Raw genomic sequence first — 23,277 nt, 5'->3', positions numbered from 1 at the left:
TAAGATGCACGAAGACTGTTAATTTTACCATAAGGCATTGGAATGTTTTGAACACCTCTTGGATCAATTTCCAAGACATCGTCATAACGCTTAACAGTAGCTCCCATCAATTCCATAATTTCGACAAGACTGGCTACATCCGAAATATCTGGAACGCAATCCAAAGTCACCACATCATCAGCCAAGATAATAGCCGGAATTAAGGCCACAACGCTATTTTTAGCACCACTAATAGTGATTTCACCTTGCAGTGGTAATCCACCATTGATAATAATTTTTCTCATTATAAGTTTTTAATACTCTTTCAAGATTTCTAATAAGGTCTTTAAAATAAATTATATCATAAATACAACCTTTTTTCCATCCTTTTCAATTTTATTGGATAAATCAGAGTTGATGAGTTAGTCACTGAATTACTAATACTCAATGAAAATCAAAGAGCAAACTAGGAAACTAGCCGCAGGTTGCTCAAAGCACTGCTTTGAGGTTGTAGATAGAACTGGCGAAGTCAGTAACATATATACGGTAAGGCGACGTTGACGTGGTTTGAAGAGATTTTCGAAGAGTATAATCTTTCTCGAAGCGCTATTACCCCCTTTTTGTCCCCTGAAACCGAGTAGGAGCTAAGACTAGCTCCCTTATCTAAGTATCGGAATACGGCTGTTCAACTAAACTTTAGCAAGAACTTCTCCCCCTTCTCTCAGTTCACAGCAGCATTTTATACATACCGTCCTATATTTCATGAACAAGACGTTTTCAGGTTAGCATCCTATCAGACAATCTATTTTAAAGATAACCGTGACTCAGGATCACTTCTATCTGTCATTTTCTCTTTATAGTGATAGACATCACGGGATAAGTCGTACATCTTTCCTCGTGTATATAAGATATGAGGACGTTAAAAGGTTACAGTGAAAATAGAAAATCTTAGTACGAATTCAATTACTCTCGTGCTTTACGCCTATAGGTTACGACTATCTTTTTGGACTTTAGAGTTTTGAGCCCCCTTATCCACTATATACACCTTACTATCACGTTCCTGTTCGTAGAGCCACGATTTCGCTATCCCTTCCTCTGACGATTCTTATTTCCAACGTCAGACTTAAAACGGTCTATCCCCAGACCGTTTTAAGCCGCTACCTCACGATAGTCAGGCTTGGGAATCGCTATTTGACTCGTCGAGAACTTTGACATCAGATATACTATAACAAAGTGAAATAAGAATCAAACAATTTAATTTTGAAATTCAAATCAATTTATAACGATATTTTAGAAGATATGCTGTGCTATTCCAGATTCAGTTTGCTATACATGCCCGTCGTACCATAAAATCCCGTGTCTGATGAGGCACGGGATTTTTTAGCTTCTTTACTGTGATGGATTTTCTTTTTTAGTTCGTGCCAATCTCAGAGCACGATTTGGATTGAGACGATTAAATAGTTCTTCCAATTTCTTTTCATTCCAAACGTCTGCGGCGGAAACGAAATTGCCATCCGCATCTCGGAAAGATATCGGTTTATCTCCCATATCAGTCTCCTAGTCTACAAATTCAAACTCAAATTTACCAATGCGGACTAAATCACCATCTTTAGCACCACGCGCACGCAGGGCTTCATCAACCCCCATACCACGTAATTGACGGGCAAATTTCATGACTGATTCGTCACGATCAAAGTTGGTCATATTAAAGAGTTTCATGAGTTTTTCACCAGAAAGCACCCATGTCGCATCGTCATCACGGCTAATTTCAAAGGCTTTTTCTTCCTCGTCAAAGCCGTAGTAGGCTTCTTCTTCCATATCTGACTCGTCATAGAGCAAGAATTCTGGTGTCTTGTCTAACAATTCAGCTGTAGCATCCAAAAGCGTAGCCAAACCTTGCTTGGTCAAACCAGAAATAGGGAAGATAGCTGGTAACTCTTCAAATTCATCGTAGTTTTCAGCCAATTTTTTCTTAAATTCTTTAAGATTTTCTTGACTCTCAGGCATATCCATCTTATTAGCTACAATAATCTGTGGACGCTCCATGAGACGAAGATTGTATGACTCCAACTCCTTATTGATTGCTAGGTAGTCCTCATAAGGATCACGACCTTCACTAGCTGACATATCAATGATATGGAGGATAACACGTGTACGCTCGATGTGACGGAGGAACTGAGTTCCCAGACCAACACCTTGACTAGCCCCTTCAATCAAACCAGGTAGATCCGCTACTGCAAATGATTCACCTGATTGGGTACGAACCATACCAAGATTTGGCACGATAGTGGTAAAGTGGTAGGCCCCAATTTTAGGTTTAGCTGAGGTGATAACACTTAGAAGTGTTGATTTCCCTACTGATGGGAAGCCCACTAAACCAACATCCGCAAGAATTTTAAGTTCTAACTGTAATTCACGTTCCTGACCTGGTTCTCCATTTTCAGAGATTTCCGGTGCAGGATTTTTTGGTGTCGCGAAACGAATATTTCCACGTCCACCACGACCACCGTGGGCTACAATAAATTCTTGACCATGTTCAATCAAATCTGTCAAGACCTTGCCTGTATCTGCATCACGCACAGTCGTACCTTGTGGTACACGAACTCTAAGGTCCTCGGCACCACGACCATGCATCCCTTTGGTCATTCCTTTTTCACCAGAATCAGCCTTAAAATGGCGATTGTAGCGGAAATCCATGAGGGTACGTAGACCCTCGTCTACAACGAAGACTACATTGCCTCCACGACCACCATCACCGCCCCAAGGCCCGCCATTAGGGACATATTTTTCACGACGAAAGGCAACCATGCCATCGCCACCATTACCAGCCTTAACCTTGATCTTGGCTGTATCTAAAAACATACTCATTATTTCTTCTCACTTTAAAAAAGGGCTGGGGAAATCCCAGTCACTAAATTTTCTTGAATCTATTTTATAGATTACTGAGGGCACCAATTGCAGTTGCAAAAATTCCCAATAAACTTGCTACTAGCATGATAATCACGATAAACAAGGTTATTTTCTCAAACAAGGTTTTTTTACGATTTCCATTATCTCCAAATGCCATTTTTCTCTCCTTCGTTACATTCTATTTTCTATTATCTTAGCATGAATTCAGCTAGTTTTCAATAGTCAGTTGCTACAGGTGCGATAATCCATAAAATGATATAAGCAACAATTCCCGCTCCGTAACAGCAAGCAAGGACACCCCAAATGACTCGAACGATAGTTGGATCCATATCCAGATAATGGGCCACTCCAGCACAAACACCCGCAATCTTTTTATCACGACCGCTTCTCATCAATTGTTTTTTCATAACTATTCCTCTTTCTATTCTTCATGGTCTTTCCAATAATCTCTTATGCTGATTAACTGTGTTTTTGAAGCCTTCAGCATGCGTCTGGAGCCTTTTACGGGCACAGCGACCACCTTTTGCGGAAGATACAAAACTGTCTTAAAAATACGCTGACTAACCGTATCATCTTTGGCTAAATCTTTCTGGAAGTTATTTGAAATGATGGCATCCAGATAGAACTCATGCACTCGTTTTCCAAAATTCTCAGCTGAAATCTCGTACAATTTCTCTGATAAGGTATGCTCATTCATATCTGGCGTTGCAATCAGGGCTTCCAGAATAGCGCCAGCCAACTCATGTTCATCGTAATACAAGGTTCCAAACATTTTATCACTGATAAGATTGTCCAGATAAGGATTTCCGTGAGCAATGACAGGCGTTCCACTAGCTAAGCTTTCCAAGTAGGTCAGGCCTTGCGTTTCACTTGTCGATGCCGAGATGAAGAAATCCGCCGCCTTATAGTAAAGAGCGGTCTCACTAGGAGCAATCATCCCTGTAAAGATGACGGAGTCTTGAATCTCTAGTTTATGAGCTTGTTCTTTAAGGTCATCCAGATAAGGACCGTCCCCAGCTACCACCAGTTTAACCTTGTCTTCTTCTTTCAAAACTTCTGCAAAGGCTGCTAAAACTGCTTGAATATTTTTTTCATAGGAAATTCTGGAAAGACTAAGCAGCATCTTTTCACCATCCTGAATTCCTAGTTTACTACGCAGTTCTGTCAAATTTTCCTGCTTGATTTCAGGACGCTCAAACTTGGCTAATTCAATCCCAGTCGGAATGACCCGTTTTTCAACCTTGACCTTATAGTCAGATAGTAAGTCACGGACAATCTCACTCGGGCAAATAACCCCATCCACATCATGCAAGAAACCTCTAACTAGGTACTTGACCATACTCGGACGAATCAGCATCCCCTTGGCAATATAATGCACATAGTCTTCGTACTGGGTGTGATAGGTATGGATTACCGGAATTTTTAATTCACGCGCAATCCAAATCCCCAACAAGCCAAGAGAAAATTCTGTCTGAGTATGGATAATATCTAACTGGTACTGTTTGGCAATTTCCAGTGCCTTGCTGAAACCTCGGTAGGCAAAGCGACGGTCTTTAAAAGCAAAGAAGGGAACACTTGGAATGCGGATAATTTGCCAATCTTCATAACGATTGACATCCTTATCTGTCGTCGTAAAGATAAAAACAGCATGCCCCTGCTTTTCAAGTTCTGTTTTCAAGGTTCGAATACTGGTCGCAACACCTGAAACCTGAGGAAAATAGGTATCTGTAAATAAACCAATTCGCATAGATTACCTCACTTTTTACTTTCTCCCTAAAGCGGCTTGTTTCTCATAAAAATCCAACCAGATTTGTAACAGATGCTCTTCGGAATACTCTCTAGAAATATTCTTAGCCTTTTCTTTGAGATTTTTTAAGGCAGCAGGATTTGCTTGATATTCCAAAATAGCTTCTTTCATCTCTTCTCTATCTGCTGTCGCACGATAATTCCCCTCCAAAATCACCTTATAAAGATCCAAATCACGCAACATAATCGGAGCTTCACAACTAGCAGCCTCTAAAATAGTCATAGGAAATAGCTCATTGTAACTAGGCAACAAGAAAAGGTCCGCAAGGGCATACAATTCGCGCATCCGCTCTGGCGGTACAATACCTGGAAAAATCAAATTTTTAGGGGGATTTTCCATCATTTTCTTATAGCGCTCATAACCATCTGTCATGCCACCAAAAGAGAAACCACCCGCCCAGATAAAGGTAATCTGAGGCAATTCCTCAGCCAGACGGATAAAGTCATCAATTCCTTTACGTTTCTGAACTTGCCCAGCACCTACTACGATAAACTGATTTTTACTAAGACCTAGATCTGTTCGCAGTCTCACCACCTCTTCTTGCGGAAGAGGATGCCATTTTTCCTTGTTGACAAAGTTAGGAATATAGGTCACTTTTTCACGTGGAATACCAGCTGCCACCAAATCCTCAATAAACATAGGATTGACCACAACCAAGTGCTCCATCCGGTTGTAAAAAGAAAATACATAGCGTTTCACAATTCCCTTTAAGAAAAATGGAATTTTCAAACTCCCCTCAAGTGTATCTGGCAAGAAATGCACATAGCCAATTTTTCTCCCTGAGCGTTTCTTTTGGAAGGTTGATAAATAATAGGGGAAATCAATCGTATGAAAGTGAGTCACATCTGCCTCTATTGGAAGATTTTCTGTAACAATCAATTGATCCTTGGCATCACGATGAAGAAGACGAACTAATTCACGGTAGGCACCTGAAACTCCTTGTCCTGCTACTTTCTCACTTGAACTCAACATATTGATGCGTAATTTCTTTTTTTCCATAACTACTATTATATCATTTTCTTTGAATAAAATCAGCAAAAGAAAGGAGAGACTAGAGGAAAAGAGGGGGAGCTAACTTCTCAAAGTAACTTCCACTTCCCCAACCGAAGTGGAAATTAGTCTAAAACGGATTTTTATGGTGGAATTAAGTGTGAGACGTTTGAGTTAGAAACGAGGTCTACTATGACAAAACATAAACACCTTACCCTTTCAGACCGTAATGATATCCAACTGGGCTTAGAGCGCGGTGAAACCTTCAAAGCTATCGGGCAACTTATTCTAAAAGACCCAACTACTGTTTCCAAAGAAGTCAAACGAAACAGACAAGTCCGAGAGTCTACATGCCATAACCTTCCTTGCCCTCTACTCGACAAAGCTCCCTTTGTCTGTAATGGATGTCCTAAAAGAAGACAAAATTGTGGATTTAAGAAGATTTTCTACCTAGCTAAACAAGCTCAAAAGCAGTACGAACAAACTCTTGTTGAATCTCGTGAAGGAACTCCTCTCAATTCCAAGACCTTCTGGGACATGGATAAAGTCATTTCTGATGGGGTTAAAAAGGGACAACACATCTATCATATTCTCAAAACTCACAACCTTGATGTCAGCTCCTCAACTGTCTATCGACACATCCGAAAAGGATACCTATCTATCGCTCCTATTGACCTAGCCAGAGCCGTTAAATTCAAAGAACGAAGAAAAAGTAATCTACCTTCTATCCCTAAAGAAGCTAAAAAAGGCCGTTCCTATGAGGATTTCCAAAACTATTTAGTCCTTAATCAACTAGACTCTTGGTTGGAAATGGACACTGTTATGGGCAGAATGGGAGGTAAAGTCCTACTCACCTTCAACCTGTCTTTCTGTAACTTTATCTTCGCTAGGCTTCTGGATAATAAAACTGCCCTTGAGGTTACCAAACACCTCTATGATATCAAGAACACTCTTCACCAAGCGGACAAAGATTTCTTCCAACTCTTTCCTGTCATTCTTACCGATAATGGTGGAGAGTTTGCCAGGGTTGATGACATCGAAATGGATGTGCGAGGAGAGAGTAAACTCTTCTTTTGTGATCCTAATCGCTCTGACCAGAAAGGGAGATCTGAAACGCTTTCAGATGAGGGGATTTTGTGCGCTCTTTTTTTCGATTCATTTTGGCTACAAAAGCGATGAAATCAAGCATGATTAAAACCAGTGGAACTTACCCTGACACGTATTTCCACTGGTTTTTAGGATTTTTATCAGACTAACTTCCACTTCTACTAGCGGTGGAAGTTAGTTTGGGAATTTACGGAAAAGAGGGGGAAATTTCCTCACTTTTCCAACGGTCTCTCACATGCTTTTATATGTTTACTTAATGCCTAGGGCAATGCGTGCATAGCGACTCATTTTTTCAACTGTCCAGGCCGGATACCAGACTAATTTGACCTCAGTATCCGTTACTTCTGGCACCTCTGTCATGGCATCATAAATCTGGTCTGTCAAAAGGTCTGCTAGGGGACAACCCATAGTTGTCAAAGTCATATCAATCTCTGTTTGCCCTGTGTCGCCGTCAAAACGAATCTCATAAATCAAACCAAGATTGACAATATCGATTCCCAACTCAGGGTCGATGACTTCTTCTAAGGCTGATAAAATTCGTGTTTTGATATTTTCAATTTGCTCTTCTGTATAAGCCATATTTTCCTCACTCTTAGTCTTCAATAAAATCACGAAGCGGTTTGCTGCGACTTGGTTGGCGTAGTTTTCTCAAAGCTTTAGCCTCAATCTGACGGATACGCTCACGAGTCACGTTAAAGACTTTACCAACATCTTCAAGAGTGCGCATTTTCCCATCATCAAGCCCAAAGCGCAGACGTAGAACATTTTCTTCACGGTCTGTAAGAGTATCCAAGACCTCATCCAACTGCTCACGCAAGACGATACGAGTTGTATAATCAACTGGATTTTCAATCACTTCATCTTCAATAAAGTCCCCAAGGTGGCTATCATCCTCTTCACCAATAGGAGTTTCAAGGGATACCGGTTCTTGTGCAATCTTCAAGATTTCACGAACCTTATCAGGTGTCATATCCATTCGTTCAGCGATTTGTTCTGGTGTTGGATCTTGTCCCAATTCTTGAAGGAGATTACGTTGTTCACGAACCAATTTATTGATGGTTTCAACCATGTGAACTGGGATACGGATAGTACGAGCTTGATCCGCAATAGCACGAGTGATAGCCTGACGAATCCACCAAGTTGCGTAAGTTGAAAACTTGAATCCTTTAGAATAGTCAAACTTGTCAACCGCCTTCATCAAGCCCATGTTCCCTTCTTGAATCAAGTCAAGGAACTGCATACCACGGCCGACATAGCGTTTAGCAATAGAAACAACCAAACGAAGGTTGGCTTCCGCAAGACGTTGTTTGGCTTCGATATCACCAGCTTCAACAGCTAGTGCCAATTCTTTTTCCTCTTCATTGGTCAAGAGAGGAACGACTCCGATTTCTTTCAAGTACATACGAACAGGGTCGTTGACCTTAGCCGAAGTTGACCCAATCAAGTCCTCATCGCTGAGTTCTGGTTCTTCTTCAGCACTAAGAACACGCGCACTTGGATTTCCTTCGTTATCTGTGATAGAAATCCCTGCATCCTGAATCCGTTGCAAGAGATCTTCAATTCCATCAGCGTCCAAGGTAAAAGGAACGACAAGACTAGTATTGATTTCATCGTCTGTTGCTGTCCCTTTTTGCTTATGATTACGGATAAATTCTGCTACTTGTACGTCAAATGTTGTTACTTCTTTTTGTTTTGTTGCCATTATTACTCCATTCTTCTCTTTTGGGAAATTAAACGTTCCAATTCTTCTAGGGCTGTGTCTGTATCTCCTACATGGCTAGCTTCCTGCACCTTCTTTTTGATTCTCATATTGTCCTGATTCAAGAGAGCCTTGTTTCGAGTCATTTCTACTTCACTAAGTTCCTGAGGTGACATCTCAGCAGGCAAATCCTGATCTAAGACTTGGTACCAAGCTCTTTCAACTTCCTCTGTCTGTTCTGCTAAAACTTCGGGAGGAAGATTGCCATACTGACCAAGCAAGTCATATAAGACCTGAAATTCAGGTGTGTCAAATGCAAAGTCTTCTCTCAAACGGTAATCGTTCAAAACAAGAGGAGATTCCATCATTCGATAAAGTAGATGAGCTTCTGCCCTCATAATAGCCGATAACTGCTTGGTGACAGGCATGGTGATTGGCGTCGGTCTGGAAATTCCTTCCATGCGATTCTGCCTTTGTGCCTGACGGCTTTCATTAACAATCTGCTCAATCTGGGCATAATCAAAGGATGCCAGACTGTCAGCTAAAATATGAATATAACTGTTTTGAGCAGTGATAGACTTTTCTTGAACAATCAAGGGAGCTATTTTTTCAATAAACTCAATCTGAGCCTGCAGATTTTCACTATTTTCAGGCTTGTACTGGTGAATGTAAAACTCAATCGGACTAATACGAGTTTTCGTTAATAGATAGGCCAAGTCTTCTGGTCCATTTTTTTGTAGATACTCATCTGGATCCAAGTTATCAGGCATACTAACGATTTGCACAGGCATATCGCTAATTTCATCCAAGGCTTTCAATGTCGCAGCTTGTCCAGCCTTATCTCCATCGTAAACAAGAACCAACTTCTTGGTTAACCTTTTCAGATGTTCAACATGCTCACGACTCAAGGCCGTACCCATAGACGCCACAGCATTTTCGATCCCAGCCCGATAGGCTGCAATGACATCCATGAACCCTTCCATGAGGTAAATCTCACTGGTTTTACCAGAAGATTTTTTTGCCCTATCCATATGATATAATTCGTAACTTTTGTTAAAAATTGCAGTCGATCGGCTATTTTTATACTTAGAAGTTTGTGAATCCGTTTTCTGCCAGATACGACCTGAGAAGGCAATGACCTTTCCCTGATCATTGGTCAAGGGAAACATAATCCGATTGTGAAAGGTATCTACAAATTGATTGGCATCTGAGAGGTAAAATAATCCTGAATCCAGGAAATCCTCTTCACGATACTGACCAGACAAACGTTGATAGAGATAGTTTCGTTCTGGAGGTGCTAAACCAATCCGAAAATGTTTGAGGACTTCATCTGTCAAACCACGCTGATAGAGATAATTTCTGGCCTCTTCCCCCATGGTCGTTGTCATGAGAATAGCATGATAAAATTTGGCAGCATCTTCGTGCATATCATAAAGAACTTGGTGGGGGGAGGCGGGCTTCTGCTCACTATAAAGCGGTTTTTCCACCTCTATCCCAACACGCTGACCTAAGATTTGGACAGCCTCCATAAAGGGAACCCCTTGGTACTCCTCGATGAACTTAAAGACATCACCTGAGCGACCACAACCAAAACAGTGATAAAACTGCTTGTCCTCTACAACGTTGAAAGAAGGTGTTTTTTCACCATGAAAAGGACAGAGCCCTAGATAGTTCCGTCCTGCCTTTTGTAAAGAAATCACATCTCCTATGACTTCTACAATGTTGGCATTGTTTTTGATTTCTTCAATGACTTGTTTGTCAACCATACACAATACCTCCATGTTATCATAGTTTACTTTATATAGTATACTTTATTTCAGAAAAAAAGTAAACCATTTCACTCATTTTCCCTACTTTATTCAAAGAGTTGATAATAATCAGAGATTTTCATTTTTGCTTTTTCTTCTTGGTTCAAATCTTGGATAATTCGTCCTTCTTTCATGACAATCAAACGATTGCCATATTTGAGAGCATCTTCCATATGGTGGGTAATCATAAGTGCTGTCAACTGATCTTTCTTGACAAATTCATCTGTCAATTCCATGAGGGCCACACTGGTCTTTGGATCAAGGGCTGCAGTATGCTCATCTAGCAAGAGTAATTCAGGACGTTTCAAGGTTGCCATCAAGAGACTCAAAGCCTGTCTTTGTCCACCGGATAAGAACTCAATTGGTGTATTCAAATGTTTCTCAAGACCGTTTCCCACTTTTTCAATGGTTGTCTGAAATTCATCCTTGTAGCTAGCCAGACGTCTTGGAAAGAGTCCTCGCTTTTCACCACGGAACTTAGCAATCAAAAGATTTTCAGCCACCGTCATACGAGGAGCTGTCCCCATCTTAGGATCTTGGAAAACACGAGACAGATACTTGGCACGCTTCTCGGGTGAAAACTTGGTAACATCTTCACCCAAGATACGAATTGTCCCACTGGTTAGTGATAAGGTTCCTGCAATAGTGTTAAAAAGAGTTGATTTACCAGCACCATTTCCACCCAAAATCGTGATAAAATCCTGTTCAAAAATTTCTAAGGAAACATCATTTAAAATAATCTTTTCTTCATCAAAGCCATTTTTAACGACTTTGGTTGCATTTTTTAATTCTACAATTGCTGTCATTTGCTTAATTTGGCTCCTTTCAAGATTGTTTGCTTAAATGTTGGAATCATGAGGCAGACTGCTAAAATCACGGCGCTGTACAAACGAAGGTAACTTGTATTAAAGCCAAGCGCAATAACTGCCCACACTAAGAATTGATAAGCGATAGAACCTACAACGATGGTAACCAGACGTTCTGCCAAGCTCAAACTCTTAAAGATAACTTCTCCAATAATCAAACTTGCAAGCCCCACAACGATAACCCCGATTCCTCGAGATACATCAGCATACCCTTCTTGCTGGGCAATGAGAGCGCCTGCAAGGGCAATCACACCATTTGATAAGACCAAGCCCATGAGCTCCATGCGTCCAGTATGAATCCCGAAACTTCTAGCCATATCAGGATTGTCACCTGTAGCAATATAGGCTTGTCCGAGTTTGGTGTCCAAGAAAAAGAGCATGAGAGCAATGACAAGACTGACAAAGATAAGACCTGTCAAAAGTTGATTCAAATCCGAATCAAAAGGCAAAACATCCTGAATTTGCTTGGTTCCAAGCAAACCTAAATTCGCACGTCCCATAATCAAAAGCATGATAGAGTGACAAGAAGTCATCACCAAAATCCCTGAGAGCAAGGTTGGAATCTTCCCTTTTGTATAAAGAAGGCCTGCTGCCATTCCAGCCAAACAACCTGCTCCTACAGCAAGCAGTGTCGCTAAAAAAGGGTTCACGCCTTTGGTTATCAGAGTGACAGCAACAGCTCCCCCAAGAGGGAAGGAACCTTCTGTCGTCATATCTGGAAAGTTTAAAATCCTAAATGTCATAAAGATTCCCAGACCTAGAATAGCCCAGACAAATCCTTGAGAAATAATAGATACAATCATATTTTATTTAATCCTTTCTATATTCATCTTTTTAAAAAATGGGAAGAGTCTCCTCCTCCCTACCTTATTTATTCGATGACTTGTCCTGCTTCTTTGAGAACAGACTCAGGAATAGTAATACCTAGTTCTTGTGCCAATTTTTTATTGATTACTGATTTACCAGTTGAAAAGACATTGACTGGTGTATCAGCTGGTTTTGCACCTTTCAAGACTTGCGCAATCATTTTTCCAGTTGCCACACCAAGGTCATGTTGGTCAACTACAACGGATGCCAAACCACCTACTTCTACCATAGCTGTCGCACTTGGATAAATTGGTTTCTTAGAACTTTGATTGCTAGAGACAACCGTTGGAAATCCTGATGCAATGGTGTTATCAATTGGAACCCAAATAGCATCTACCTTGCTAGTCATAACAGTGACAGTTGAGGCAATTTCATTTGTTGAAGGAACTGCAAATGTTTCCACTGTCAGACCTGCTTTTTCAGCATAAGCCTTAAATTCTTCGACCTGTGTTTTTGAATTATCTTCGCTGCTTGAGTAAAGAGCTCCGATTGTTTTCACATTCGGTGTCAGAGCCTTGATGAGTTCAACTTGTTGTTGAGCTGGATTGTGGTCAGATACCCCTGTAATGTTGCCACCTGGTTTTTTCAAATCTTTAACCAAGTTAGCACCAATTGGGTCTGTAATAGCAGCCATGATAACTGGTAGGTCTTTTGTTGCACTAGCCAATCCTTGAGCAGCTGGTGTTGCAATACCAACCACAAGGTCATTCCCATTTGCAACCAACTGTTTACTCATTGTCGCAACCTTACTTTGGTCACCTTCTGAGTTCATAAAGTCAATCTTCAACTGATCATCTTTATAACCTTCTTCTGCAAGTCCATCTTGAATCCCTTTATAAATCAAGTCAAGAGATGGATGGCTCACAAACTGAAGGATACCAACTTTGGCAACTTTCTTTTCATTCTTAGCTTCTGGTTTATTCATTGAAGAGTAAATCAAGTTTCCTGCTACTAAGACTGCTAATGCAGCGATAATTCCAATTAAACGTTTATTTTTCATTCTATTTCTCCTTTTTTATTCCTTTAAAATACTTCACTTATCTAAACAAGCGACGCCATCGTTTTCTTTCCATACTAACCTCCATCAAAAAAATCCTCACACAAAAAACTTGTGTGAGGACGTCGATGCGCGGTACCACCTCAATTATAGGAAATTTTCCTATCGCTCTGTCTCGCAATAACGAGATGCACTGTAAGGTGTGCTCACCGAATTTTTATGATTTCAAATTCTAAATAACATTCAGCCCAATTTTCATCATCGCCACTTATCTGTTTTCAGCTACCACAGACTCTCTTGAAAGCTTGTACGATTACTTTTCTGAATGGTTAAATTATATCATTTTTAAACTACTTGTCAATAGTCTATTAGAATTTTTTTCATCTTCACTTTTGAAAATGATTAACCTGAATTACGCAATCCTGTCGCAATTCCGTTGATGGTGATATGAATCAATCGTTCTTGATCACTGGACAATTCTCCTCGACGTTGTCGTTTAATCAATTCCAACTGAATATAGTTGAGAATATTAAAGTAAGGCATACGGTAATCCAGACTCGCTTTTAGATATGGATTGTCAGCTAAGAGTTCGTCATGTCCTTCGATAGCCAAGATAACGTTCTTAGTAACTTGCCATTCATTTAAAATAGTCTCATAGATGGCCTTAACTTGCTCGTCTTCACAAAGTTTAGCATATTCAAAAGCAATATTCATATTTGATTTTGACAAGACCATATCAACATTTGAAAGAAGCGATTGGAAGAAAGGCCAATTTTGGTACATATCTCGTAGGATAGCGATATTTTCTGGATTTTTATCAATAAATTCCTTGAAGCTTGAACCAACCCCGTACCATCCAGGGAACATAACACGACTCTGTGACCATGAAAATACCCAAGGGATGGCACGCAAACCACCGATTTCAGTAATTGTCTTACGAGCGGCTGGACGAGAACCAATATTAAAACTTGAAATAGCCTTGATTGGACTTGACTCGAAGAAATAATCATAGAAATGCTCATTACCAAAGACCAAATCACGGTAGATATCGTAACTACGATCCACTACTTGATCCATAATGGCTTCATAACGATTTGAGGTATTGGTATCGCTCTTCTTCTGCGTAATCATACGGTTAATAGCTGCCGATACTAGCATTTCAAGGTTATAGTAGGCAGCATCTTTGTTACCGTATTTATTGCCAATTACTTCTCCTTGCTCCGTCAAGCGGATACGATCCTTGATAGACTTGAGCGGTTGAGATGTGATAGCTTCATAGGTTGGTCCACCACCACGACCGACAGTACCACCACGACCATGGAAGAAGGTAACCTTAACGCCAAATTCATCTCCAATAGCAGTCAATTGTTGTTGAGCCTTGTAGAGGGTCCAACATGATGACAAGTAACCGCCATCTTTATTACTGTCAGAGTAGCCAAGCATGATTTCTTGGTAGTTATTGCGTGAGGCAATCCATTTTTTGGCAAGGCTAAGAGAAAGATATTGTCTCATTGTTTCCTCTGAATGATCCAAGTCTTCAATTGTTTCAAAAAGGGGAACAATCTGAACACGCGCCCTTTCCGTATCCACCAGTCCTACTTCTTTTAATAGAATAGCTAATTCTAGCATATCAGAAAGGCTGGTTGCATGTGAAATGATGGTCTGACGGATGACATCATCTCCCAACTTATCTTTCAAAACACGAGCCGTCTTAAAAATAGCTAGTTCTTTTGCTAATAATTCTGATTTTTCTGCGTGAGTCGCAGAAAGAATTCGGGGATCTTCTTCTAATTCTTTCAAGAGAAGGTCACACTTTTCTTCTTCGCTCAACTCGCTATAGCGAGAATGAATTCCTGCTGATTTCAAGAGTTCTGCCACACAGGCTTCATAGACGCTAGAGTCTTGTCGCATATCAATTGATGCTAGGTAAAAACCAAATATCTCTACTGCTTGCAGTAATTCAACAAAATCACCTGAAATCAAGGACTCTCCCTTATTTTCTAGTAGAGAATCTCGAATGGCAATCAAATCCTTGTAAAAATCATTGGCTGTTTCATAACGAGGCCCAACTTCCTTATCCTCAATCAGATAGGTTTTAGTTGCCTGAATTTTTGATTGAATATCAAACAAGGCACGACGGTAAAGCTCTTTTTCGCGGTAAATCGAATTATCCTTAGACTGACGAGCCATTTCTCTGACTTGCTTGCTGACATTGACAATGCTAGTTGAAAGAGAAAATTCACGATAAAGTTGGTAAATCTTTTCATCATAATAGTTCATGATGACTTCACACTGAGTAAGTGCAGACTGTTTCAAGGTCTCTGCTGTAACAAAGGGATTCCCATCACGGTCTCCACCAATCCACATTCCCATGGTGATCGGTTTAGCCTGTTTTAAATTCAATCCATGGGCTTGCGCTAAGCGCTTATACTCCGTCGTCAAGTGAGGTACAGCTTTCAAAAAGGAGCTGTTGTAATATTCCATAGCATTCGTGATTTCGTTAGTCACTTTTAATTTTTTCTCACGAATCATGTCTGTCTGCATGATAATTTCGATATAACGGCGCAAATCATTGTGCCATTTTTCTTTATTGATCAACCCCAACTTAACATCACGGTATTTACGCAAAAGACTATGAATATGATTTGTTAAATCCAACATACTTTTGCGTTGCACTTGTGTTGGATGGGCTGTCAAAACAGGGACAACATTCAAGTGTTCTAGGATCTCAACGGCATTTTCTTTTTCAGCAACCATTTTGATCGTTGTAGATAATTTACCTAAATAGTCCTGATCAATATTATTTTGATGATTGATTTCATAAGCTAAATCCACATCCTCTGAAATATTAATCAAAAGAGGCAAGATAGAGAAATAGCGTGAAATATAAACCATTTCATCATTTGATAAGCTAGTCACTAGACGGTTTAGACCTTGATAATCTTCTTGAGTTGACAATTCTTTCAACTGCATGATTTTTTCAAAGGTCTCTGGGGCAAGCATATTTTTAGTGATATCTTCCAGCAATTCTGTTAGAATCAAGACTTCTTCTTGCACAACACTTTTATTACTATAATTTTCTAATTTTTGAAGAGACATAGACTATCCTTTCTTTATTCTACTTCACAGAAGGTTCATTGTTTGATTTTCCAATTCTCGGTACAACTTCGCGCGTTTTTCACTGGCGTCAATATTTAAGACAAAGGCCACTGCCACTGATAAGACTAGAAGACTATTTCCACCCTGGGATAAGAAGGGGAAGGTTACTCCTGTAGATGGAATCAAGCCCGAAATACCTCCGATATTGACAAATACCTGAACCAACATCATCCCTCCGACACCGAGTGCAACCATGGCATTAAAAGGATTCTCCGCCCGGATACCGACCAAGATAATCCGCAAAATCATGAAAAACAAGAGAGCTAAAATCAGACTGGCACCAACAAAGCCAAATTCTTCAATCACGATAGAAAAGACAAAGTCTGTATGAGCTTCTGGTAAATAACCTCGTTTTTCAATCGAGTTTCCAAGACCTAGACCAAACCAACCGCCATTGACCATGGCAAAATAAGAATTAGATAACTGGTGACCTGCATCAGCACGATCGGCAAAAGGATTAAAAAAGGCACTAAAGCGCTTGGCTACATAGCCAAATACTGGAATTTTCGAAAAGGTCTCAACACCGATTAGACTGATAGTGGTCAAGACAAAGACAGAAGCAGCAGATACGAGCGCCAGAATGGTTGAAAACCAGCGATAAGCGATTCCACTAACTGTATACATAATCAAGGAAACTAAGACTAAGATAGTCGCATTTCCTAAATCAGGGAAAATTCCCAAACTTCCAATCAGAACTAGAAGAACGAAGCGCCAGTCATTAAAAGCACGGGGAAGCCATTGATTTTGAGTCAAAACTTGAAAATCATAAATAGCTATTTCTTCTTGCTGTTTGGAAAATCGGTGAGCCAAATACCAAATAATAATGATTTTTAAGTACTCAGCTGGCTGAATAGTTACTCCTGCAACCGAAATCCAACCGTATGCCCCGTTTACGGAAATACCAATAAAACGAGCCAAGAACAATAAAACCATTTCTATCAAGATAACTAAAATGATTAGTCGCTCATTTCTCAAAAAATCTAGTCTCAATTTATAAATTAAGGCAATCAGTATTAAACTAACAATCCAAAAGATTCCTTGGTTTCGAACCAATTGCAAGGCGCTCTTGCCTTCTTCAATTAAAATAGCGCTGGTGGTCGAATAGACCACAATCAAGCCCAAAATAGATAAAAGCAAGTAGGGAATCAAGATGGAATAATTTAATAAGTGCCTCTTACTAATCTTCATAGTATCACCACTCTACTAGGATACAGACAAATCTGTTCCAAATTCCGTTTTATTTTCTAGTTTTGATTGCTATTATACCATTTTTTCAGAAAGAAAAAAACTCTTACCTTACAATCCTTCGAATTTTACTGTTTTTACAGAATTAAGGCAGAATTTGAAATCGTAAAACCATTTTGAATAAGAGTTGCTTCAACCCATTGACTCCGACTAATTAAGTTGCTTTCGTGAATGGCAAAATCAGCCGCAATTTGTTCATAAGTGCGCTACTCTCGCATGTATTGAATAGTTACCATGAGGAGATCGTCTAGGCTTAATTTGGGTTTTCGTCCACCTTTTGCGCGTTTACGTTGATAAGCTGTTTTTAACACAGCTAACATCTCTTCAAAAGTCGTGCGCTGAACACCTACAAGGCTCTTGAAACGGCTATCGCTTAATTGCTTACTTGCTTCAGAATTCATAGTTTTATTGTATTATATTTTGTTTCGCAGAAAGTCTATTATCCCTTTCGTTCCAAGGTGTTTACGCTTTTTCAAGCAACACTACACACTCAACATGATGCGTCTGAGGAAATAAATCCACTGGCTGGACTTTCTTCAACCGATATCCCAATTCTTGATAGAGTTTGATATCACGCGCCATAGTAGCGACATTACATGAGATATAGGCAATGCGATCAGCTCCTGTTTGGGCGCTTGCTTTGATAAAGCTTTCGGTTAAGCCCTTGCGTGGAGGATCAACCAAGATAAGGGTTGGTTGAATTCCATCTTTAAGCCAAGTATTCATAGCATTTTCAGCTGTGTCACAGACATAGTGGGCGTTTGAAATATTGTTCAGTTGAGCATTCTTCTCGCTATTCTCAACAGCCTCTGGAATTACTTCAACACCATAAACCTCCTTGACATATTTCGCAACAGAGAGTCCAATAGTTCCAATTCCTGAGTAGGCATCAATAACCACATCATCTTCTTTTAATTCAGCAAAGTCAATGGCTGTTTGATAGAGTTTTTCAGCCATTTCTGTATTGACTTGATAAAAGGCTGGACCAGCGATTTGGTAGTCATTTCCCAACATTTGGTCGGTAATATAGTCTTGACCATGAAGAGTTTTCCACTCCTTACCAAAAATCGCATTGGTATTCTGGTCATTGATATTTTGCATAACAGACACAATCTCTGGGAACTGCTTGATTAGTTGTTCAATCAATTGTTCCACACGAAAAATTTTAGGACGAGTGGTTACCAAAATCACCATGATTTGTCCTGAGTAGTGGCCACGACGCACCACAAGGTTCCGAACCAAGCCAGATTGTTCCTTTTCGTCATAAGGTTTCAAATCATAACGGCGAAGCAAGTCGCGTAGGGCTACCACTACCTCGTCAATCACAGGATCTTGGATAAAGAAATCTTCAAGCGGCATGAGGTCATGCGAATTCTTACGGAAAAAGCCAGTTTCCAAGATACCATTTACTCGACGAACAGGCACCTGCGCCTTGTTACGATACTTAACTGGATTTTCCATACCAAGGGTTTCAGTAACCTCTACATCTGTAATTCCAGCAATCTTGTAGAGACTATCTTTGACCTGCTTGGTTTTAAACTTGAGCTGTTCAGGATAAGCAAGATGACCCAAATCAGCAATTCCTGAACGCAGGTAAGCCAGATCTAGATCTTGATTACGGTGTGGCGACTGGACAAGGTTTTTTTCAACTTTACCAAAGCCAATCTTTTTATTAACCTTGAGGACTCGCATGAGGATTTTTTCACTCGGTAAAGCATTCTCTACAAAAAATACCAAACCATCCACCTTGGCCACCCCGGCCCCTTCGTGGGTCAAATCAACAATTTCAACTTCTACAATATCATTTTTCTTTAACATTTTATTCTCTTTCTATTGGCCGACAAAAAAGACGGCAACGTTACGGTTACCATCTATTATACCATGATTTTTCTTAAGAACCAAAACTCTTGAAGAAGTTGACAATGGCTTGCCAGAGAGAACTTAAGAAGTTACCCCCATCCTCTAGCGCCTTATCAGCATCAAAGTTAAGGTTAATATTTTTAAAACTGTCTCCAGCTTGTGAAACAATACTTTGTTTAAGGTCATTCAGGGTTTTAGTGAAGTCTGTATTGCTGAGGATATCACTCTTTGAGAGATTCAATGCAAAATTGATGATGATATTGATCTGGTTTCCTGTTATGACCTGATCAAGTTTGTAATTTTTCAAGGTATCTTCAACGATTTTACGGACATCTTCCTCTGTCAGATTTCCCTTGCTTTCTTTAGCTTTGGCAAGTCCTGACTTAATATCGGCTAGGGCAACGTTTAATTTATTAGCATCATAGCCTGATTTGTCCTTATTTTCAGCATTGATATCGGACAAAGCCTTCAACTCTTCTTGAGCCAAATCTTTGTTGGCTTGTGGCACCTTGGCTCCATTAGCTTCCAGCGAATAGTAAATCCCGGCTAAGGCACTCTCACCTGTAACTGGAATAGGTGCTGCTACAGTGATTTTGGCGTGTTCCACACCCAAAGTTACGGCCGCATTGCGGTACATATCCTGCGTCACCTTAGTGATGTTTTCTGGTGTTTCAATCTTGACCTCAAGGGGCGACTTGTCACCCAGCTTTTGAATCTTGGCTGATGAATACAGTTGTAAGCTAGAGTCATTTGCTACATTCATGATTTTAGAATAGACATCAGGTGTCATGGTCTTGAGTTCTTTGGTGTCTGTTGAGGCATTGTAGCCTAGTTTTTTTAATGTTTGATTTTTTTGGTCTTCTGACAATGATGAACCTAGGACATATTCAGGTTGGACATAGGTTTCATCGATAACTTTTTGCACATCTGTTGCTGCATGGGCGCTACTCATAGCTGTTAGTGCCCACAAGACCGCAGCACTGGTCAGAAAGAGTTTCTTTCTCATAGGGAATTCCCTCCTTTACCTTTCTAGAGTAATATATCTATCTTAAAGAAAACTTATAGCAAAAACACCTGGACTAGCCAGATGTCGAAAAGAGAGTGAAACATTTGATGATATAAAGGTTGAGTTGCACCTGTCTAGAATAGTAATAGTTTCCTCCATTTACATAGAGTTCAGCACCGTGAAAAATGGAAATGGGGTGAATATAACTATAAGTCTTTCCAGTGGTATTGCCAAGCAAGGGAGCAACCGTATCACGAGAATACTGTTTGGCCAGTGCTATGGTATTTTCCTTGCCATTTTGGGCGATAAAATCGATATAGGCAGGTCCAAAATTATAGGCTTGCACAGCCGTCCAAACATCAACGTCCTTTTTCTGGGCCAGATAGAGATTGTCTGTCAGAGTTTGCACGCCTTGCCGAATGCTGGAGGCATTATCATTGATAGTGTTGGTGGAACCACTTGCAGACTCACTAGACTGCATGACATCGCCTTCTTTTCCTTTTGTTTCTGTATAAATCATAGCGAGCACAAGCTCTTCGTTTGCTGGGGTGTCTTTTTCACTCAAGATTTCGCGCACCATGGGTTGATAGGTCATGACTTGCTTGACATCTTGGTGAACGCGGTAAGCTTTATAGCCAGCAAAAAGGAAGACTGCTAGTACAAGCACTCTTCGAATTCGTTTAAACATTATTTACTTTGAATATCCTCGATATTTTTGATTAAGATAGAGTAGGTTCCATTATCATTTTGGATAAACTCAACAGACTCGGCGTCTTGATAGACGTTATTGGGAACGATGAGCTCAATTCCATTTGACAAGGAAAGTTTTTGGTTTTCAAATTTCTTTAATTGGCGACTGGCATCAATTTCATCAAACTGAACTGGCTCTGGTACGGCTTCCTTAACTTGGTCAATAAAGCTCAAACGAGCCGTCAGATTGTTGTCAAAAAGGTCATTGGCCAATTTTTCAGGTGACAATTCATTGCTTTCTTCTAGGTTATTAAAAATAGCTGATTTGACCTTGGATTGAAATTGAAAATCATCTGTGTTAAAAGTTTCAGCAATTCTCTGGGCTGTCTTTTCCAGTTCCTTGATGGATTTCTTGGGTGAAATCTTAGGGGCAACGGCTAGAAGATTATCTGAAAAATAGTTCAAGAAAGTCCCGTTGTACTTGATACGTTTTTCAATCAGATGGTACTTACGGCTCTGAAGATTAACCACTAAGGCCTCATCAGCACCCGTTCCAAATCCAGGCAGGTTATTCTGAGTCAGCTTGATTGGATTATCAACTTCTCCACCGAGGTGGGTCAAGGTCTCACGAAGGGCAATTCGCAAGAAAGCGAAATGCTCAACGCCTTCTTTAGAAAATTGCACAAAAATTAAGTCATTGGTCTTGAGATTTTCAGAAATGCTGAACTCTTCTTTCCAGAGATTAGCCAGTGTTACTGATGTCTCCAACAAATCGTCCGTGATGTGATTGAAGAAGGGATTTTCTTCTTCGAAAATCCCAGTCTTGGCTTCATCTGAATACACACGTTCAATTTTTTTACGCAGGTATTCTTCGATTTTTGGAGTGATATTGAGAAACTTATCCGCCAAGAACAGCTCGGTATCATCCGGACTGAACTGATGGATAATGGCTTTCTTAATATAAATGTCCATAAAAATTTTAGTCCTCGTATAGTGGGAAGGCATCTGTTAATGCTTTGACTTCACTTCTCACTTCTTCTAAGACAGCTTCATTTTCTGCATTTTTAAGGGTTTTAATGATCAATTCAGCCACTTTGCGACTCTCTTCTTCACCAAATCCACGCGCAGTAATGGCTGCAGATCCGATACGAATCCCACTTGTCTTGAACGGTGATAAGGTTTCGTAAGGAATTGAGTTTTTATTTAGGGTAATATTGACTTCATCCAGCAAGTTTTGAGCAACTTTTCCGTTTTCTACAACCTTAGTCACATCCACTAGGAAGAGGTGGTTTTCAGTTCCGCCAGAAATGATACGGAAATCAGGGTCTTGCAAGAATACATCTGCCATAGCCTTACTGTTCTTGATTACATTAGCAGCATATTCCTTGAAGGCTGGATCCAAAACTTCTTTGAAAGAAACAGCCTTAGCAGCCACAACGTGCTCCAAAGGACCACCTTGAATACCTGGGAAAATAGCTGAATTGATTTTCTTGGCAAGTTCTTCGTCATTAGTCAAAATCAAACCACCACGAGGGCCACGAAGGGTTTTGTGGGTCGTTGTTGTCGTGATATGAGCGTATGGCACTGGGCTTGGGTGAAGACCAGCAGCAACCAAACCAGCGATATGAGCCATATCTACCATAAGTTTAGCCCCAACAGCGTCCGCAATTTCACGGAATTTTGAAAAGTCGATAATTTGAGAATAGGCTGAAGCACCTGCTACGATCAATTTGGGTTTTACTTCTTGGGCTTGTTTCAAGATAGCATCAAAATCCAAGAGTTCCGTTTCAGGGTCAACACTGTAAGAAACAAAGTTGTAGGTTTGACCTGAGAAGCTAACTGGAGCTCCGTGGGTCAAGTGTCCACCTGCTGCCAAATCCATCCCCATAACAGTATCACCTGGTTCAATCAAGGCCATGTAAGCCGCACAGTTGGCCTGGCTTCCTGAGTGAGGTTGTACATTGGCAAACTTAGCGCCGAAAATTTCTTTTGCACGTTCAATGGCTAGAGTCTCTACAACGTCTACCACATCAGTTCCACCATAGTAACGACGGCCTGGGTAACCTTCAGCGTATTTATTCGTCAAGATAGACCCTTGAGCTGCCATAACAGCCTTGGAAACTACGTTTTCCGAAGCAATCAACTCAATGTTGTTTTGTTGGCGTTCTTCTTCTTTGGCAATAGCATTCCAGAGATCAGCATCATATGCTTTAAAATCATCTTTGTCAAAAATCATAGGTCTTCTCCTTTTATTGTGTGACTAGTCCATTAGTTAAATTTTCTTATT

General features: G+C 40.3%; 19 protein-coding genes, 3 pseudogenes and 1 other annotated feature. Of the genes and pseudogenes, 1 reads left to right on the top strand and 21 read right to left on the bottom strand.

Translation table 11 applies throughout. The features are described 5' to 3' along the window. The 7 genes and pseudogenes from WKI23_RS06910 to cpoA all read right to left on the bottom strand — a co-directional run. Positions 1-284: pseudogene (locus tag WKI23_RS06910) on the bottom strand (UDP-N-acetylglucosamine 1-carboxyvinyltransferase); the annotation flags it as partial. Positions 285-1,368: 1,084 nt separating this feature from the next. Continuing rightward, positions 1,369-1,527, bottom strand: a complete 159-nt coding sequence (locus WKI23_RS06905) for a hypothetical protein (RefSeq protein ID WP_001808548.1) — start codon at positions 1,525-1,527, stop codon at positions 1,369-1,371. 9 nt (positions 1,528-1,536) lie between these two features. Continuing rightward, positions 1,537-2,847, bottom strand: a complete 1,311-nt coding sequence (gene obgE, locus WKI23_RS06900) for a GTPase ObgE (protein WP_261141865.1) — start codon at positions 2,845-2,847, stop codon at positions 1,537-1,539. 64 nt (positions 2,848-2,911) lie between these two features. Further along, entirely contained in the window at positions 2,912-3,046 is a 135-nt protein-coding gene (locus WKI23_RS06895) for a DUF4044 domain-containing protein (RefSeq protein WP_000863855.1), read from the bottom strand. A 58-nt stretch (positions 3,047-3,104) separates the two neighbouring features. After that, complete coding sequence (locus WKI23_RS06890; protein ID WP_016399487.1) at positions 3,105-3,281, bottom strand: PspC domain-containing protein; 177 nt, start codon at positions 3,279-3,281, stop codon at positions 3,105-3,107. A 29-nt stretch (positions 3,282-3,310) separates the two neighbouring features. Further along, positions 3,311-4,636 (bottom strand): glycosyltransferase family 4 protein, encoded by a 1,326-nt coding sequence (locus tag WKI23_RS06885; RefSeq protein ID WP_368079396.1) that lies wholly within the window; start codon positions 4,634-4,636, stop codon positions 3,311-3,313. Between the two features lie 15 nt (positions 4,637-4,651). Continuing rightward, the gene (cpoA, locus tag WKI23_RS06880) at positions 4,652-5,695 is read right to left on the bottom strand and encodes an alpha-galactosylglucosyldiacylglycerol synthase (RefSeq protein WP_368079395.1); all 1,044 of its coding nucleotides are present in this window, start codon (positions 5,693-5,695) and stop codon (positions 4,652-4,654) included. A gap of 183 nt (positions 5,696-5,878) precedes the next feature. Here cpoA and WKI23_RS06875 point away from each other — a divergent pair. After that, a pseudogene (locus WKI23_RS06875) lies at positions 5,879-6,799 on the top strand (transposase); the annotation flags it as partial. 243 nt (positions 6,800-7,042) lie between these two features. Here the strand turns inward: WKI23_RS06875 and WKI23_RS06870 are convergent. The 14 genes and pseudogenes from WKI23_RS06870 to glyA all read right to left on the bottom strand — a co-directional run bounded on the left by WKI23_RS06870 (position 7,043) and on the right by glyA (position 23,226). Beyond that, positions 7,043-7,372, bottom strand: coding sequence for a metal-sulfur cluster assembly factor (locus WKI23_RS06870; protein WP_000331925.1), 330 nt, complete (start codon positions 7,370-7,372; stop codon positions 7,043-7,045). Positions 7,373-7,385: 13 nt separating this feature from the next. Then, entirely contained in the window at positions 7,386-8,495 is a 1,110-nt protein-coding gene (gene rpoD / locus WKI23_RS06865; protein ID WP_368079394.1) for an RNA polymerase sigma factor RpoD, read from the bottom strand. A gap of 2 nt (positions 8,496-8,497) precedes the next feature. After that, positions 8,498-10,258: a DNA primase gene (dnaG, locus tag WKI23_RS06860; protein WP_368079393.1), complete on the bottom strand. Its 1,761-nt coding sequence runs from the start codon at positions 10,256-10,258 to the stop codon at positions 8,498-8,500. An 89-nt stretch (positions 10,259-10,347) separates the two neighbouring features. Then, a complete protein-coding gene (locus WKI23_RS06855) occupies positions 10,348-11,106 on the bottom strand; it encodes an ABC transporter ATP-binding protein (RefSeq protein WP_261060257.1) in 759 nt (252 codons plus the stop codon). Then, entirely contained in the window at positions 11,103-11,969 is an 867-nt protein-coding gene (locus tag WKI23_RS06850; RefSeq protein ID WP_368079392.1) for an ABC transporter permease, read from the bottom strand. Before WKI23_RS06850 ends, WKI23_RS06855 begins: the two co-directional genes overlap by 4 nt. 68 nt (positions 11,970-12,037) lie before the next feature. Beyond that, positions 12,038-13,033: a tryptophan ABC transporter substrate-binding protein gene (gene trpX, locus WKI23_RS06845; protein ID WP_368079391.1), complete on the bottom strand. Its 996-nt coding sequence runs from the start codon at positions 13,031-13,033 to the stop codon at positions 12,038-12,040. Positions 13,034-13,145: 112 nt separating this feature from the next. Continuing rightward, positions 13,146-13,363, bottom strand: a binding site (T-box leader). Positions 13,364-13,432: 69 nt separating this feature from the next. Beyond that, the gene (gene ppc / locus WKI23_RS06840; RefSeq protein WP_368079390.1) at positions 13,433-16,129 is read right to left on the bottom strand and encodes a phosphoenolpyruvate carboxylase; all 2,697 of its coding nucleotides are present in this window, start codon (positions 16,127-16,129) and stop codon (positions 13,433-13,435) included. 24 nt (positions 16,130-16,153) lie between these two features. Further along, complete coding sequence (gene ftsW / locus WKI23_RS06835; RefSeq protein WP_112443656.1) at positions 16,154-17,377, bottom strand: cell division peptidoglycan polymerase FtsW; 1,224 nt, start codon at positions 17,375-17,377, stop codon at positions 16,154-16,156. A 143-nt stretch (positions 17,378-17,520) separates the two neighbouring features. Beyond that, positions 17,521-17,835: pseudogene (locus tag WKI23_RS06830) on the bottom strand (transposase family protein); the annotation flags it as partial. A gap of 61 nt (positions 17,836-17,896) precedes the next feature. Beyond that, positions 17,897-19,252, bottom strand: a complete 1,356-nt coding sequence (rlmD, locus tag WKI23_RS06825; RefSeq protein WP_368079389.1) for a 23S rRNA (uracil(1939)-C(5))-methyltransferase RlmD — start codon at positions 19,250-19,252, stop codon at positions 17,897-17,899. Positions 19,253-19,325: 73 nt separating this feature from the next. Further along, positions 19,326-20,300: a DUF1002 domain-containing protein gene (locus tag WKI23_RS06820; RefSeq protein ID WP_368079388.1), complete on the bottom strand. Its 975-nt coding sequence runs from the start codon at positions 20,298-20,300 to the stop codon at positions 19,326-19,328. A 73-nt stretch (positions 20,301-20,373) separates the two neighbouring features. Beyond that, positions 20,374-20,988 (bottom strand): cell wall hydrolase Pmp23, encoded by a 615-nt coding sequence (pmp23, locus tag WKI23_RS06815; protein WP_368079387.1) that lies wholly within the window; start codon positions 20,986-20,988, stop codon positions 20,374-20,376. Continuing rightward, positions 20,988-21,962: a nucleoid-associated protein gene (locus WKI23_RS06810; protein ID WP_049495770.1), complete on the bottom strand. Its 975-nt coding sequence runs from the start codon at positions 21,960-21,962 to the stop codon at positions 20,988-20,990. Before WKI23_RS06810 ends, pmp23 begins: the two co-directional genes overlap by 1 nt. A 7-nt stretch (positions 21,963-21,969) precedes the next feature. Further along, complete coding sequence (glyA, locus tag WKI23_RS06805; RefSeq protein ID WP_368079386.1) at positions 21,970-23,226, bottom strand: serine hydroxymethyltransferase; 1,257 nt, start codon at positions 23,224-23,226, stop codon at positions 21,970-21,972. Positions 23,227-23,277: the final 51 nt, after the last annotated feature.

This window comes from Streptococcus pseudopneumoniae (assembly GCF_038148955.1).
Lineage (GTDB): Bacteria > Bacillota > Bacilli > Lactobacillales > Streptococcaceae > Streptococcus > Streptococcus pseudopneumoniae_T.
The sequence above is the reverse complement of the archived record's forward strand: the minus strand, read 5'-3'. Positions and strand labels throughout refer to the sequence as shown.

Bases quoted from the DNA above. Each gene is read 5' to 3' on its own strand.
- rpoD (WP_368079394.1), bottom strand. From the start codon at position 8,495: ATGGCAACAAAACAAAAAGAAGTAACAACATTTGACGTACAAGTAGCA.
- trpX (WP_368079391.1), bottom strand. From the start codon at position 13,033: ATGAAAAATAAACGTTTAATTGGAATTATCGCTGCATTAGCAGTCTTA.
- WKI23_RS06905 (WP_001808548.1), bottom strand. From the start codon at position 1,527: ATGGGAGATAAACCGATATCTTTCCGAGATGCGGATGGCAATTTCGTT.
- WKI23_RS06855 (WP_261060257.1), bottom strand. From the start codon at position 11,106: ATGACAGCAATTGTAGAATTAAAAAATGCAACCAAAGTCGTTAAAAAT.
- WKI23_RS06810 (WP_049495770.1), bottom strand. From the start codon at position 21,962: ATGGACATTTATATTAAGAAAGCCATTATCCATCAGTTCAGTCCGGAT.
- WKI23_RS06895 (WP_000863855.1), bottom strand. From the start codon at position 3,046: ATGGCATTTGGAGATAATGGAAATCGTAAAAAAACCTTGTTTGAGAAA.
- ppc (WP_368079390.1), bottom strand. From the start codon at position 16,129: ATGTCTCTTCAAAAATTAGAAAATTATAGTAATAAAAGTGTTGTGCAA.
- ftsW (WP_112443656.1), bottom strand. From the start codon at position 17,377: ATGAAGATTAGTAAGAGGCACTTATTAAATTATTCCATCTTGATTCCC.
- cpoA (WP_368079395.1), bottom strand. From the start codon at position 5,695: ATGGAAAAAAAGAAATTACGCATCAATATGTTGAGTTCAAGTGAGAAA.
- WKI23_RS06850 (WP_368079392.1), bottom strand. From the start codon at position 11,969: ATGATTGTATCTATTATTTCTCAAGGATTTGTCTGGGCTATTCTAGGT.
- dnaG (WP_368079393.1), bottom strand. From the start codon at position 10,258: ATGGTTGACAAACAAGTCATTGAAGAAATCAAAAACAATGCCAACATT.
- WKI23_RS06870 (WP_000331925.1), bottom strand. From the start codon at position 7,372: ATGGCTTATACAGAAGAGCAAATTGAAAATATCAAAACACGAATTTTA.
- WKI23_RS06820 (WP_368079388.1), bottom strand. From the start codon at position 20,300: ATGAGAAAGAAACTCTTTCTGACCAGTGCTGCGGTCTTGTGGGCACTA.
- pmp23 (WP_368079387.1), bottom strand. From the start codon at position 20,988: ATGTTTAAACGAATTCGAAGAGTGCTTGTACTAGCAGTCTTCCTTTTT.
- WKI23_RS06890 (WP_016399487.1), bottom strand. From the start codon at position 3,281: ATGAGAAGCGGTCGTGATAAAAAGATTGCGGGTGTTTGTGCTGGAGTG.
- rlmD (WP_368079389.1), bottom strand. From the start codon at position 19,252: ATGTTAAAGAAAAATGATATTGTAGAAGTTGAAATTGTTGATTTGACC.
- obgE (WP_261141865.1), bottom strand. From the start codon at position 2,847: ATGAGTATGTTTTTAGATACAGCCAAGATCAAGGTTAAGGCTGGTAAT.
- glyA (WP_368079386.1), bottom strand. From the start codon at position 23,226: ATGATTTTTGACAAAGATGATTTTAAAGCATATGATGCTGATCTCTGG.
- WKI23_RS06885 (WP_368079396.1), bottom strand. From the start codon at position 4,636: ATGCGAATTGGTTTATTTACAGATACCTATTTTCCTCAGGTTTCAGGT.